Annotated in this window: 11 protein-coding genes; 6 read left to right on the top strand and 5 right to left on the bottom strand. The window is 66.2% G+C overall.

The window, feature by feature from the left end:
- The first annotated feature begins 72 nt into the window (after nt 1-72).
- Both HWE17_RS12335 and HWE17_RS12330 read left to right on the top strand, forming a co-directional pair.
- A complete protein-coding gene (locus HWE17_RS12335) occupies nt 73-738 on the top strand; it encodes a response regulator transcription factor (RefSeq protein WP_099403404.1) in 666 nt (221 codons plus the stop codon).
- A complete protein-coding gene (locus HWE17_RS12330) occupies nt 732-2,042 on the top strand; it encodes an ATP-binding protein (RefSeq protein WP_035818231.1) in 1,311 nt (436 codons plus the stop codon). Before HWE17_RS12335 ends, HWE17_RS12330 begins: the two co-directional genes overlap by 7 nt.
- A 66-nt stretch (nt 2,043-2,108) precedes the next feature.
- Here HWE17_RS12330 and HWE17_RS12325 read toward each other — a convergent pair whose 3' ends face one another.
- Both HWE17_RS12325 and HWE17_RS12320 read right to left on the bottom strand, forming a co-directional pair.
- Nucleotides 2,109-2,747: an NAD(P)H-dependent oxidoreductase gene (locus HWE17_RS12325; protein ID WP_035818233.1), complete on the bottom strand. Its 639-nt coding sequence runs from the start codon at nt 2,745-2,747 to the stop codon at nt 2,109-2,111.
- 109 nt (nt 2,748-2,856) lie between these two features.
- Nucleotides 2,857-3,855, bottom strand: a complete 999-nt coding sequence (locus HWE17_RS12320; RefSeq protein ID WP_176388940.1) for an aldo/keto reductase — start codon at nt 3,853-3,855, stop codon at nt 2,857-2,859.
- Between the two features lie 100 nt (nt 3,856-3,955).
- Between HWE17_RS12320 and HWE17_RS12315 the strand changes: the two genes are divergently transcribed.
- On the top strand, nt 3,956-4,843 hold the full coding sequence (locus tag HWE17_RS12315) for a LysR family transcriptional regulator (protein ID WP_369681727.1): 888 nt from the start codon (nt 3,956-3,958) through the stop codon (nt 4,841-4,843).
- Here HWE17_RS12315 and HWE17_RS12310 read toward each other — a convergent pair whose 3' ends face one another.
- Both HWE17_RS12310 and HWE17_RS12305 read right to left on the bottom strand, forming a co-directional pair.
- Entirely contained in the window at nt 4,844-5,929 is a 1,086-nt protein-coding gene (locus HWE17_RS12310) for an ATP-binding protein (RefSeq protein WP_176388939.1), read from the bottom strand.
- Nucleotides 5,929-6,684 carry a response regulator gene (locus HWE17_RS12305; protein ID WP_176388938.1) on the bottom strand — a complete coding sequence of 252 codons (756 nt, stop codon included), beginning with the start codon at nt 6,682-6,684 and terminating at the stop codon, nt 5,929-5,931. Before HWE17_RS12305 ends, HWE17_RS12310 begins: the two co-directional genes overlap by 1 nt.
- A gap of 134 nt (nt 6,685-6,818) precedes the next feature.
- Here HWE17_RS12305 and HWE17_RS12300 point away from each other — a divergent pair, with 134 nt between their 5' ends.
- The 3 genes from HWE17_RS12300 to HWE17_RS12290 are packed head-to-tail and all read left to right on the top strand — an operon-like array spanning nt 6,819 to nt 12,520.
- On the top strand, nt 6,819-7,976 hold the full coding sequence (locus HWE17_RS12300; protein ID WP_176388937.1) for an efflux RND transporter periplasmic adaptor subunit: 1,158 nt from the start codon (nt 6,819-6,821) through the stop codon (nt 7,974-7,976).
- A 33-nt stretch (nt 7,977-8,009) separates the two neighbouring features.
- Entirely contained in the window at nt 8,010-11,156 is a 3,147-nt protein-coding gene (locus HWE17_RS12295) for an efflux RND transporter permease subunit (RefSeq protein ID WP_176388936.1), read from the top strand.
- Entirely contained in the window at nt 11,156-12,520 is a 1,365-nt protein-coding gene (locus HWE17_RS12290) for an efflux transporter outer membrane subunit (RefSeq protein WP_176388935.1), read from the top strand. Before HWE17_RS12295 ends, HWE17_RS12290 begins: the two co-directional genes overlap by 1 nt.
- A 24-nt stretch (nt 12,521-12,544) precedes the next feature.
- Here HWE17_RS12290 and HWE17_RS28665 read toward each other — a convergent pair whose 3' ends face one another.
- Nucleotides 12,545-12,820: a DUF6150 family protein gene (locus tag HWE17_RS28665; RefSeq protein ID WP_035818247.1), complete on the bottom strand. Its 276-nt coding sequence runs from the start codon at nt 12,818-12,820 to the stop codon at nt 12,545-12,547.
- Nucleotides 12,821-12,995 lie beyond the last annotated feature (175 nt).

Raw genomic sequence — 12,995 nt, 5'->3', positions numbered from 1 at the left:
CCGCGGCCGCCCATGCGGCGCGGCGCCGCTCAAGGTAAGATGGTGGCATTTTCAAGACATTGAGAGGCCCGGGTGCGCGTATTGCTGGTGGAAGACGATCCGATGATCGGGGAAAGCCTGGTCGAGGGCTTGCGCGGCGAGTGCTATGCCGTCGACTGGGTGCGCGACGGCCACGATGCGGAGCTGGCGCTGGCTGGTTTCGCCTACGATTTGATGCTGCTGGACCTGGGCTTGCCCGGCAAGCAGGGCATGGACGTGCTGCGCAGCATGCGTGCGCGGGGCGCCGAGTTGCCCGTGCTGATCATCACGGCGCGCGACGGCACGCCGGCCCGCGTGGAAGGCCTGGACAGCGGCGCCGACGATTACCTGGTCAAGCCCTTCGACCTCGACGAGCTGCTGGCGCGCATCCGCGCCTTGCTGCGGCGCCGGGTCAGCCGTTCGCGCTCCGTCATCGAGCATGGCGCGCTGATCCTCGACCTGGCCAGCCACGACGTCACGTTTGAAGGTGAGCTGATCAAGCTGCCGCCGCGCGAGTTTTCCGTGCTGCGTGCCTTGCTCGACCATCCGGGCAAGGTGGTGTCGAAGCGCCAGCTGAGCGAAAAGCTGTACGGCTGGGATTGCGAAGTGGAAAGCAATACCGTCGACGTGTACGTGTACCAGTTGCGCAAGAAGCTCGGTGCTGACAGCATCCAGACCGTGCGCGGCGTGGGCTACAAGATGCGGGTGGCAGCATGCTGACCATCCGCCGTCAGTTGCTGCTCGGTTTGCTGGCCGCCACCTTGCTGTGCGTGCTGGGCGCCGGCATTTCGCTGTTCCGCTCTCTGCTGGAAGAAACCAATGAACTGGCCGACTTGCAGCTGCGCCAGCTGGCCGTGGCCTTGCCCGACGAGTTCGAGACGCAGACGGGCCTGGCCGCCGCGCAAGACCCGGAAGAAGCGTTCGTGCTGCAGGCGTGGGATGAAGACGGCCAGCCCTTGCCCGTCTTGCAGGGCCAGCCGGCACTGCCGCGCTATGCGCTGGCCGGCTTTGCCGATGTCGTGCTGCACGGCGAGGACTGGCGCCTGTACGGCGAAACTCGGCGCGGCCGCTACGTGCAGGTGGCGCAGGCGCAGGCCGTGCGCGACCAGCTGGCCTGGCAGATGACCACGCGCGCTGGCGCACCGCTGCTGGTGTTCGCGCTGATCCTGGCGCTGCTGATCGTCGCCGTGGTCGGGCGCGCGCTGGCGCCGCTGCACCGGCTGGCCGAATCCGTGGCGGGCCGTTCGCCGGACGCCCTGACGCCGCTGGCGGCCGACGACATGCCGCCCGAACTGCGGCCCGTGGCTTTGGCGCTGAATAGCCTGATGGGGCAGTTCGAGGCGGCGCTGACGGCGCAGCGCACCTTTGTCGCCGATGCCGCGCATGAATTGCGCTCGCCGCTGACGGCGCTGAAACTGCAGCTGCAGGTGGCCGAGCGGGCCGGCACCGAGGAAGAGCGCCGCGTGGCCCTGGCGCGGCTGCACGAACGGCTGGATCGCAGCACGCACCTCGTGCGCCAATTGCTCAGTCTGGCGCGCCATGAAACGGCGTTGACTTCCAGCCAGCTGCACACGGTGGACCTGGGGCAATTGCTGGAAGCGGCCGTGGCCGACCACAGCGCGCTGGCCGACAGCCGGGCGATCGACCTGGGCGTGGTGGAAGCGCCGCCGGCCAGGGTATTGGTGCAGGCCGATCCCGACGGCTTGCAAGTGTTGCTGAATAACCTGATCGACAACGCCTTGCGCTACACGCAGCAGGGCGGCAGGGTCGACTTGCAGGCGGCGCTGGAAGAGGGCCGGCCGCTGCTGCGCGTGTCCGACAACGGCCCCGGCGTGCCGCAACAGCACCATGCGCGCCTGTTCGACCGCTTCTTCCGTCCCGACGGCAACGACGCCTGGGGCTGCGGCCTGGGCCTGTCCATCGTGCGCCACATCGCCGAGCACCACCAAGCCGACATCGCGCTGGCCGATGGGGAAGAGGGACGGGGCCTGCAAGTGACGGTGCGCTTCCCGCAGCCAGCCTGAAAGCAAAAAAAGCGGATGCCGGCGAGGGCATCCGCTTTTCAGTCACGGGCGAGGCGCTGAAAACGCTTACGCCAGCTCGGTGATGAATTGCTCGCGCGCAGGGCGCACTTTTTTCAAGTCCACGAGCCAGTCGCCTGCGTCGGCGCGGTAGCCGAGCGGCAACATGACGACGGAACGCAGGCCTTTTTCGCGCAGGTTCAGGATTTCGTCGACCTTGGCCGGATCAAAACCTTCCATCGGCGTCGAATCGACCTTTTCCTGCGCTGCGGCGATCAGGGCCGTGCCCACGCCGATGTAGGCCTGGCGCGCCGCGTGCTGGTAGTTGGTTTCCGCATCGCGCTGCGGATATGTGGCCAGGATTTGCTGGCGGTACGCTTCCCAGCCTTCGTTCTTGAAGCCGCGCACTTCATTGACCAGGTCAAAGCGCGCGTTGATGCGTTCTACCGTGTAATTGTCCCAGGCGGCAAACACCAGCAGATGCGAGGCGTCCGTCACTTGCGACTGGTTCCATGCGTGCGGCTTGATCTGCTCGCGCAGGGCCGGATTCGTCACGACGAAGACTTCGTAAGGATGCAGTCCGCTGGAGCTGGCCGTCAGGCGCACGGCTTCCAGGATGCGCTCGACCTTGTCTTGCGGCACCGTTTTCGTCGGATCCATCTTCTTGGTGGCGTAGCGCCATTGCAGTGTTTCGAGCAGTGCGGACATGTCAATCTCTTTCATAATGAATAGTTCAGATTGGAAATGATAGCGGATTCGGGCATTTCAAGTGCGCTGGACAAAAAAGTACCGGTATAGCGCACTCATGCGCGGTTGTCTACAGGCCAAGCATGGCAAGCTCATGTTGCGGGTAGCGGGCGCCCTGCACGGCAGCGGGCGTGATGGCGGCGCCGATGGCGGCCAGCTCGGTGTCGCTCAGAAATATCTGCGCGGCGGCCACGTTCTCTTCCAGGTGCGCCAGGCTGCGGGCGCCCGGTATCGGCACGATGTCAGTACCTTGCGCCAGCAGCCAGGCCAGCGCCAGCTGGGCCGCCGTGGCGCCGCGCGCGGCCGCCAGGCGCTGCAGTTCGGCAACGAGATGGGCATTGGCGGCCATCGCGGGCGGCTGGAAGCGGGGCAGGCTGTGGCGGTAGTCGTCGGGCGCCAGTGCGGCGCTGGAAGTTAGCTGGCCCGTCAAAAATCCCCGGCCCAGCGGGCTGTAGGGTACGAAGCCGATGCCGAGCGCGCGGCAGGCGGGCAGCACCTCGGCTTCCACGTCGCGGCTCCACAGCGAATACTCGGACTGCACGGCCGTGATCGGGTGCACTGCGTGGGCGCGGCGCAGGGTGGCGGCCGACACTTCCGACAGTCCCAGGTGGCGCACCTTACCGGCCCGCACCAGATCGGTCATGGCGCCGACGACATCCTCGATGGGCACGGCGGGATCCACGCGGTGCTGGTACAGCAAGTCGATGCATTCGATGCCCAGCCTGGACAGCGACGCTTCCACCGCCTGGCGAATATGCTCGGGGCGGCTGTCGACACCGGCCATGCGTTCCACGCCTTGGCCGTGGGGCAATATCCTGAAGCCGAACTTGGTGGCGATGTGGACCTTGCCGCGCAATTGCTTCAGGGCGCGGCCTACCAGGTCCTCGTTGACGTAGGGGCCGTAGACTTCCGCCGTGTCAATCAGGGTCACGCCCAGTTCCACGGCGCGGTGCAGCACGCGCAGCGAGGTGGCCTCGTCCGCGCCGCCGTAGGCAAAGCTCATGCCCATGCAGCCCAGGCCGATGGGGGCGACGCGCAAGCCGGAGTTGCCCAGTGTTCTGTGTTCCATTTTTCACTCCTCTTCAAAAAAAGATGCAAGGAGTATGGGTGAAGCAACATCATGCGATAAGATGGTTAATCCTGCATGTATTGCTGAATGAAACTCATGAATGATGGCTGATCTGAACGAATTGGCGGCCTTTGCCGCCGTCGCCCGCCTGCGCAGCTTTCGCAAGGCGGCCCTGGAACGGGGCGTGTCCGCCTCCGCCCTCAGCCATGCGCTGCGCGCGCTGGAAGAGCGCCTGGGCGTGCGCCTCCTGAACCGCACCACGCGCAGCGTCACGCCGACCGAGGCAGGGCAGATGCTGCTGGCGCGGCTGGCGCCGGCCATGCGCGAAATCGATGATGCCTTGCTGGACTTGAGCACCTTGCAGGATGTGCCCACAGGCAAGCTGCGCCTGAACGTGCCCCGTCCGGCCGCCCGGCTGCTGCTCGCGCCCATGCTGGCCAGTTTTGTCGCCTGCTATCCGCGCGTGCAGGTCGAAGTGGTCACCGATGACGGCATGATCGATATCGTGCGCGACGGTTTTGACGCGGGTATCCGCTTCGGCGAGCAGGTGGCGGCCGACATGATCGCCGTGCCCGTGGGCGCGCCGCAACCGTTCGTGGTGGTGGCGTCGGCCGCCTACCTGGCGGCGCATGGGGCGCCAAGCACGCCGCGCAACTTGCTGGAACACGCCTGCATAGGCCGGCGTTTCCCCAGCGGGCGCCAGTATGCGTGGGAATTCGAGCAGGACGGGGAGGGTGTCAGCATCGCCGTCGGCGGCCCGCTCGTGTTCGACGACGATGAATTGATGTTGCGTGCGGCCCGCGATGGCGCGGGGCTGGCATACGTGTACGAAGCCGATGCGCGCGCCGATCTCGCGGCGGGGCGCCTGGCGTGCGTGCTGGAGCACTGCATGCCGCCGCCGTCGCGCTACTTCCTGTATTACCCGAGCCGGCGACAGATGCCGGCCGTGCTGCGCGCCTTTGTCGACTTGCTGCGCGCGCCGGCGTAGTCAGCCGGCGGGCGGCGGGGCGGCATGTTCGACCGGCCACTTGACGGTAAACACGCTGCCGCCCGCCTTGCCACGCGTGCAGACGGCGCTGCCGCCATGCGCGCGCGCGATGGCTTCAACCACGGCCAGTCCCAGGCCGCTGCCCGCGTTCAGGTCGACCCTGGCGCTGTCGCCGCGGCGGAACGCTTCGAATACATGCGGCGCCAGGTCTTCCGCGATGCCGGGACCCGCATCCTCGACGCTCAGATAGTACTGGCCGGCCTGCACGCGGGTGCGCACGCGCAGCAGGCCCGGATGCGCATAGCGGCGCGCGTTGTCGAGCAGGGCCAGCACGATTTGCCGGATGCGCGCCGCGTCGCAGCAGACGGGATGGTCGGACAGGTGCAGTTGCAACGTAAAGCCCGCCGCTTCCATCTCCTGCGCCAGCAGGCGGCGCACTTCGCCGATTTCCAGGGTCAGGTCCGTCCACGCCATGCGCAGCTGCATGTGGCCGCTGTCGGCCAGGCTCAGGGTGCGCAAGTCCTCGATCAGCCGTCCCAGGTCTTCCACTTGCGCCAACAGGCTGGAAAACGGCACTTCCTCGGGCTTGAACACGCCGTCGACGACGCCTTGCAAGGTGCCGCGCAGGATGGTCACGGGCGTGCGCAGTTCGTGCGCGATGGCCGCATTCCACGTTTCGCTTTCCTTGGCGCCCCGCTGCAGGCGCTCGGCCATGCTGTTGAAATCGTCGACCAGCATGGCCGTCTCGCCCAGGCTGCGGTCGCCCGCGAAGGCGCGCGCGGACAGGTCGCCATGCGCCACGCGGCGCACGCTGTCCATCACGGAATTGATCGGTTTGAGGATGCGCGAAGCGAGCTTGAGGGCGAAAAAGGCGGCCAGGCCCAGGCCAAAGATGGTGATGGCGAAAATCCACAGCCATTCGACGGTGCTGGGCGACCAGTCGTCCGGCTCGGACAGCATGCCGGGATCGATCTTGAAGGCGATGGCAAAGAAGGTCCAGGAACCGATCCAGATGATCAGGATGCTGCTGACCATCAGCACGGACATCGACAGGATGATTTGCCGGTTCAAGCCTGTGAAGCGCATCAGAGGTCGCTTTCCAGGCGGTAGCCCACGCCGCGCAGGCTGGCCGGCATGTTCAGCACGCCTGCTTCTTCCAGCTTCTTGCGCAGCTTGCTGACGTGGCTGTCCACCGTGCGTTCCATCGAATTGCTCTCGGGCATGCACGACTCCAGCAATTCCAGGCGGCTGCAGACGCGCCGCGGCGTGCGCGCCAGGTGCGCCAGCAGGCGGAACTCCGTCAACGTCAGGCTGAGCATGAGAGGCTGGGCCATGCCATCGCGCAGCACGCTGGCCACATAGGTTTCCTGGTCGATTTCGATGGGGCCGCAGCGCAGGCGCTGGCCGCCCACCGGGTGGTGGCGCACGCGCGAACGGCGCAGCACGGCCGCCACGCGCGCCACCACTTCGGCCGGATTGAAGGGTTTGATGATGTAGTCGTCGGCGCCCACGCGCAGGGCAGCCAGCTTGTCGGCATCCTGGTCGCGGGCTGTGAGCATGATGACGGGCGTTTCGCCGCGCCGCCGCACTTCCGCCAGCACGCCCCAGCCATCGACACGGGGCATTTGCACGTCGAGCAGCAGCAGGTCCGGCGCCAGCGCCAGGTGCTGCTGCAGCGCTTCCTGGCCATCGTGCGCAAAGGCCGTGCGGTAGCCGTCGCGCTCGAGGTAGCCGGCGAGGATGCGGGCGATTTGCGGTTCATCTTCGGCGATCAGGACGAGGGCGGAAGGCGGCGTGGTGGCAAGGAAGGAGGGCTGGCTGGCGCTGTGATGATAGTTCATCCAAATAGTCTAGCATTCTTCACGCTCTCCATCGAATCTCCACATTTCTTTGACGAAACATCCACGCAAGGCTTTTATGCTGCGGCCTATCTGTCGACCGGACCGCCGGTTGGGATCTGCCATAGAGAAAGACCATGCATCCGAGCACCTTCACCAAAAAAAATAGTTTGATCGCTGCGGCGCTGTTCAGCCTTGCCGCCTGTTCCCAACCCGCGCCGGAAGAAGGCGCCGCACCGCCCGCCGCCGTCACCGTGCTCAAGCTGCAAGCGGCGCCCGTCGTCCTCAGCGATGAATTGCCGGGCAGGGTGGCCGCCTTCCGCACGGCCGACATCCGTCCGCAAGTGGGCGGCATCGTGCTGCGCCGCCAGTTCGAGCAGGGCGCCGAAGTAAAAGCGGGCCAGAAGCTGTTCCAGCTGAACCCGGCCCCATTCCAGGCGGACGTCGATTCGGCCGCCGCTGCCCTGCAGCATGCGGTGGCCACGGCCAAGCGCGCCAGCAGCCAGGCCGACAGGTTAAAACCGCTGGTCGAGGCGGACGCCATCAGCCGCCAGGCGTATGACGACGCCGTGGCCCAGCGCGAGCAAGCCGTGGCCACCGTGGCGCAGGCGCGGGCCAGCCTGGCGCGCCGCCGCCTGGACCTGGCTTTTGCCAGCATCGAGGCGCCGATTGCAGGGCGCATCGGCTCCGAACTGGTGACGGAAGGCGCGCTCGTGGGCCTGGCCGATACCACGCCGATGGCGCGCATCCAGCAGATCGACAAGGTGTACGTCGACGTGCGCCAGCCGGCCGCCGCGCTGGCCGCCTTGCAAGCCTCGGATACCGGCGGCGCGGACAAGCTGCCCGTGACCATTTTGGGCGCCGATGGCCAGCCTCATCCCGTCACGGGCCGCATCCTGTTCTCGGGCATCAGCGTCGATGCGGGTACGGGCGACGCCGTCGTCCGCGTGCTGGTCGACAATCCGCAGCGCCAGCTGCTGCCCGGCATGTTCGTGCGCGCCCGCATTGCCCGCGCCGTGCAGGCAAATGGCGTGCTGTTGCCGCAGCAGGCCGTCTTGCGCAGCAGCGGCGGCCAGGCGCAGGCCTGGGTCCTCGATGGCACGAACAAAGCCAGCCTGAAAACGATCACTGTGGGCGACGTGGTCGAGCACCAGTACGTGGTCAACGGCGGCTTGAAGGCCGGCGAAACCGTCGTCATCGAAGGCCAGGAACGCTTGCAGCCTGGCGCCACCGCCGCGCCGCAGCCGTGGAAGCCGGCCGTCGTGGCAACGGCGGCTGCCGCCAAGGCGCGTTGATGCCCACTTTGAATACAATGAAAGCCTAACGACATGCCTCAATTTTTCATCAACCGCCCCGTCTTTGCGTGGGTGGTGGCGGTCTTCATCGTCCTGTTCGGACTGATCGCCATACCGCAATTGCCGATTGCGCGTTTCCCTTCGGTGGCGCCGCCCAGCGTCAGCATCAGCGCCAACTACCCTGGCGCCACGCCGCAAACCATGAACGATTCCGTGGTCGGCCTGATCGAGCGCGAACTGTCGGGCGTCAAGCACCTGCTGTATTTCGAGTCGTCCACCGACACGTCGGGGTCGGCTTCGATCACCGTCACCTTCCAGCCGGGAACGAACCCGGAAATGGCGCAGGTGGACGTGCAGAACCGCCTGAAAGCCATCGAGCCGCGCTTGCCGCAGGCCGTGCGGCAAAACGGCTTGACGGTGGAGTCGGCGTCGTCCGGCTTCCTGATGATCGTCAGCCTGATTTCCGAGAATGGCCAGCACGATGAAGTGGCGCTGGGCGACTACCTGGCGCGCAACGTGACGGAAGAACTGCGCCGCATTCCCGGCGTGGGCAAGGTGCAGCTGTTCGGTTCCGAGCGGGCCATGCGCATCTGGGTCGATCCGGCCAAGCTGGTGTCGTACAACATCGCCATGGGCGAGCTGACGGCCGCCATCGCGCAGCAAAATGCGCAGATCGCGCCGGGCCGCCTGGGCGATTCGCCGGCCGTGCACGGCCAGCGCGTGACCATTCCGCTGACGGTGCAGGGCCAGCTGCAAACGCCGGCCGAGTTTGCCGCCATCGTCCTGCGCGCGAATGCGGATGGCTCGAAAGTGACCATCGGCGACGTGGCGAAAGTGTCGCTGGGCGCGCAAAGCTTCAACTTCAGCATCCGCGAAAACGGGCAAGCCGCGTCGGGCGCCGCCATCATGCTGTCGCCCGGCGCCAACGCCGTGCAGACGGCGGCCGCCGTGCGCGCGCGCATGGCCGAACTGGCGCACACCATGCCGGCCGGGATCAAGTATTCGGTACCGTTCGACACGGCGCCGTTCGTGAAAATCTCGATCGAAAAGGTGATCGTCACCCTGCTGGAAGCGATGGTGCTGGTGTTCCTCGTCATGTATCTGTTCCTGCAAAAGATACGCTACACCCTGATTCCCGCCATCGTCGCGCCGATTGCCCTGATGGGCACCTTCACGGTCATGCTGATGGCCGGCTATTCCGTCAACGTGCTGACCATGTTCGGCATGGTGCTGGCCATCGGCATCATCGTCGACGATGCCATCGTGGTGGTGGAAGCGGTCGAGCGCCTGATGGCGACCGAGGGCTTGTCGCCGAAGGAAGCGACGTCAAAAGCCATGCGCGAAATCACCGGTGCGGTCGTGGGCATCACCCTGGTGCTGACGGCCGTGTTCATCCCGATGGCGCTGGCCAGCGGTTCCGTGGGCGCGATCTACCGCCAGTTCACCCTGGCCATGGCCGTGTCGATTTTGTTCTCGGCGTTCCTGGCCTTGACCCTGACGCCGGCGCTGTGCGCCACCATGCTCAAACCGATAGGCCCGCACGACCATGACAAGAAGGGCTTCTTCCTGTGGTTCGACCGCCAGTTTGAGCGCATGACGGCCCGCTATGAAAAGGGTGTTGTGGCGATGCTCAAACGCGCCGGCCGCTCGATGGTCGTGTATGGCGCCATCGTCGCGGCGCTGGGCGTGGCCTTCATGCAGCTGCCGTCGGCCTTTTTGCCGGAAGAAGACCAGGGATACTTCATCACCTCGATCCAGCTGCCGTCCGACGCGACGATGGAGCGCACGCTCGATGTCGTCAAACTGTACGAGCAGCACGTGGCCACGCGGCCCGGCATCGAAGTGAACCAGTCTATTCTTGGCTTCAGCTTTTCCGGCGCGGGGCCGAATGCGGGCCTGGCCTTCACCATGTTGAAAGACTGGAAACAGCGCAACGGCGCCACGGCGCAGGAAGAAGTGGCGCTGGCGCAGGAGGCCATGTCGCAGGCGAAGGAGGGCGTGATCATGAGTTTGATGCCGCCCGCCATCGATGAACTGGGCAACTCGTCCGGCTTTTCCATGCGCCTGCAAGACCGCGCCAACCAGGGCATCACTGCCCTGCAGGCGGCGCAGAACCAGTTGCTGGGCCTGGCCGCGCAAAGCGGCAAGGTGGCGGGCGTGTATCCGGACGGCTTGCCACCGGGCGCCAGCGTGCGCCTCGATATCGACCGCACCAAGGCCGAAGCGCTGGGCGTGTCGTTTACGGCGATTGCCGACATGCTGACGGCAGCCATGGGTTCGACCTATGTCAACGATTTCCCCAACGCTGGCCGCATGCAGCAGGTGATCATCCAGGCCGATGCGCCGTCGCGCATGCAGTTGAACGACGTGCTGGCCCTGCGCATCCGCAATAACGCGGGCGGCATGGTGGCGCTGGGTGAACTGGTGCGTCCCGTGTGGAGCGAGTCGCCGCTGCAGCTGGTGCGCTACCAGGGTTATCCTGCGGCGCGCATTTCGGGCAGCGCCGCACCGGGCGTATCGAGTGGCGACGCCATGCTGGAAATGGAGCGCCTCGTGAAACAGCTGCCACCGGGCTTTGCGCTGGCGTGGACGGGCCAGTCGCTGCAAGAGAAGGAATCGGCCTCGCAAGCACCCATGCTGATGGCGCTGTCGATGCTGGTGGTCTTCCTCGTGCTGGCGGCCTTGTATGAAAGCTGGTCGATTCCCGTCTCCGTGATGCTGGTCGTGCCTTTGGGCTTGCTGGGCGCCGTGCTGGCCGTGATGTTGCGCGGCATGCCGAACGACGTCTTCTTCAAGGTGGGCATGATCACGATCATCGGCCTGTCGGCGAAGAACGCCATTTTAATCGTCGAGTATGCGCGCCAGCTGCAGGCGCAAGGGCGTGGACTGGTCGAAGCGACCGTGGAAGCGGCTAGATTGCGCTTGCGCCCGATCCTGATGACGTCATTGGCGTTTGCGCTGGGCGTGGTGCCGCTGATGCTGGCCACGGGCGCCAGCGCCGAGACGCAGCACGCGATCGGCACGGGCGTGTTCGGCGGCATGATCACCGCCACCGTGCTGGCCGTGTTTTTCGTGCCCGTGTTCTTTGTCGTGGTGCTGGGCGCCGTCGACAAGATGGGCGCGTACTTCAACAAACGCAGTAACCGCATCGCCGTCAAGGCGGTGGAAGGAGAATCGTAATGCGTTTATTCTTTATCACACCCCTGGCCGCGCTGGCCCTGTCGGCGTGTTCCTTGACGCCGCCGCTGGTCAAGCCGGCGGCGCCGATCCCTGCCAGCTATGGCGAACTCGCTGCGCAGGGTAGCGCCGCGGACCTGGGCTGGCGTCAGATGCTGCTCGATGCGCGCCTGCAGCGCCTGGTCGACATCGCGCTGGAAAACAACCGCGACTTGCGCGTCGCGTCCCTCAACGTGGAGGCCGTGCGGGCCCAGTACCAGATCCAGGATGCGGGCCGTTATCCCGCCATCGGCGCGAATGCGGGCGGCGTGCGCCAGCGCGGCGCCGATGCGGTGACGCAAAACCAGTTCACTGCCGGCATCGCCATGAGCGCGTTCGAGATCGACCTGTTCGGCCGCCTGCGCTCGCTGTCGGACGCCGCGTTTGCCCGCTACCTGGCCACGCAGCAGGGCCAGCGCGCCGCGCACATGGCCCTGATCGGCGCCGTGGCCGACGCCTACCTGGAACAGCGGCTGGCGGAGGAACAGCTGGCGCTGGCGCGGCAAACCCTGCTCGACTGGCGCCAGGCCTTGCTCCTGACGCAGCGCCTGTACGGCGCGCAGCAGGGCAGCGGCCTGGACGTGGCGCAGGCCGAAGGGCAGGCGGCGACGGCGGAAGCGGACGTGCAGGCACGCGAGCGGGCCAGTCTACTTTCGCGCAACAACCTGGAATTGCTGCTCGGCGCGCCGCTGCCAACGGACTTGCCGGCAGGCCGGCCGCTCGATGGCCAGCCCGTGCTGACGCAGCTGCCGCCCGGCTTGCCATCGGACTTGCTGGCCCGTCGCCCCGACATCCTGCAGGCCGAATATGCGCTGGTGGCGGCGAATGCGGAAATCGGCGCCGCCCGCGCAGCCTTCTTCCCGCGCCTGTCGCTGACGGCGTCGCTGGGCTTTGCCAGCCCGGAACTGGGTGATTTGTTCCGCGGCAGCGCGCGCAGCTGGTCGTTCGCGCCGCAAGTGACGCAACCGCTGTTCCAGGGCGGCCAGCTGCGCGCGGAACTGCAGCTGTCGCGCCTGCGCAAGGACGTGGCCGTGCTGCAGTACGAACAGGCGATACAGGCGGCGTTCCGCGACGTGCGCGACGGCCTGGCCGGCAGCGCCACGTATGCGCAGCAGATCGCCGCGCAAGAACGCGTGGTGGTGGCGGCGCGGCAGCGTCAGCGGTTGTCGCAGCTGCGCTACGACGCGGGCCAGGATAGCCGCCTGGAATTGCTCGATGCGCAGCGCCAGTCGTACGCGGCGCAGCAAATCCTGCTCGATGCGCGGCGCGACCAGTTCAAGTCGGCCGTGGCCCTGTACAAGGCGCTGGGGGGAGGGCTGGAAGAGTAGCGGCCTTGCGGGCTTGGCGCCTTTCTACGACAGGCAGCCTTTCAGCCGGTGTGGTTTGGTCCAGCCCGCTTCGCTGGCGCTGTCGACAAAACAGATGGCCAGTTGCGCGAAGCCTGGCGAGGTGAAGTACATGCTGGCCGTCGCATCCTGGCGCTCACGGGTGATGAACCACTGCGCGTCGCCATGCGCCAGGCCGTAGCTGGCCGCGCGGTGCACCAGCAAGTCGGCGTTGCCACGCTGCACGATGGCGACCCGTACGTCGGCTTCGCCCATGTTGTTGGTTTGATAGATGCGCGCCACTTTCCTGACCCCGGTTTTAATCGTGCCTGCGACTATACACCGATTAAGTTGCCTAAAGACAACCACCAGCTGCGACGGCAAAACTTTTTTTGCGCCGCTGCATCCAAACGCGCGCATGGCAAGTAGTACAGGGGTGCGCTCGCCGCAAACGCGGCATGAGCGGCACCTTCACTCA

The sequence above is a fragment of the Janthinobacterium sp. BJB401 genome (assembly GCF_013372745.1).
GTDB lineage: Bacteria > Pseudomonadota > Gammaproteobacteria > Burkholderiales > Burkholderiaceae_D > Janthinobacterium > Janthinobacterium rivuli.
This window is presented reverse-complemented; position numbering and strand designations above follow the sequence as displayed.

What these genes read in the sequence shown, in the direction of transcription:
- HWE17_RS12330 (WP_035818231.1), top strand. Translation starts at nt 732, where the DNA reads ATGCTGACCATCCGCCGTCAGTTGCTGCTCGGTTTGCTGGCCGCCACC.
- HWE17_RS12325 (WP_035818233.1), bottom strand. Translation starts at nt 2,747, where the DNA reads ATGTCCGCACTGCTCGAAACACTGCAATGGCGCTACGCCACCAAGAAG.
- HWE17_RS12300 (WP_176388937.1), top strand. Translation starts at nt 6,819, where the DNA reads ATGCATCCGAGCACCTTCACCAAAAAAAATAGTTTGATCGCTGCGGCG.
- HWE17_RS12310 (WP_176388939.1), bottom strand. Translation starts at nt 5,929, where the DNA reads ATGCGCTTCACAGGCTTGAACCGGCAAATCATCCTGTCGATGTCCGTG.
- HWE17_RS12315 (WP_369681727.1), top strand. Translation starts at nt 3,956, where the DNA reads ATGATGGCTGATCTGAACGAATTGGCGGCCTTTGCCGCCGTCGCCCGC.
- HWE17_RS12295 (WP_176388936.1), top strand. Translation starts at nt 8,010, where the DNA reads ATGCCTCAATTTTTCATCAACCGCCCCGTCTTTGCGTGGGTGGTGGCG.
- HWE17_RS12320 (WP_176388940.1), bottom strand. Translation starts at nt 3,855, where the DNA reads ATGGAACACAGAACACTGGGCAACTCCGGCTTGCGCGTCGCCCCCATC.
- HWE17_RS12305 (WP_176388938.1), bottom strand. Translation starts at nt 6,684, where the DNA reads ATGAACTATCATCACAGCGCCAGCCAGCCCTCCTTCCTTGCCACCACG.
- HWE17_RS12290 (WP_176388935.1), top strand. Translation starts at nt 11,156, where the DNA reads ATGCGTTTATTCTTTATCACACCCCTGGCCGCGCTGGCCCTGTCGGCG.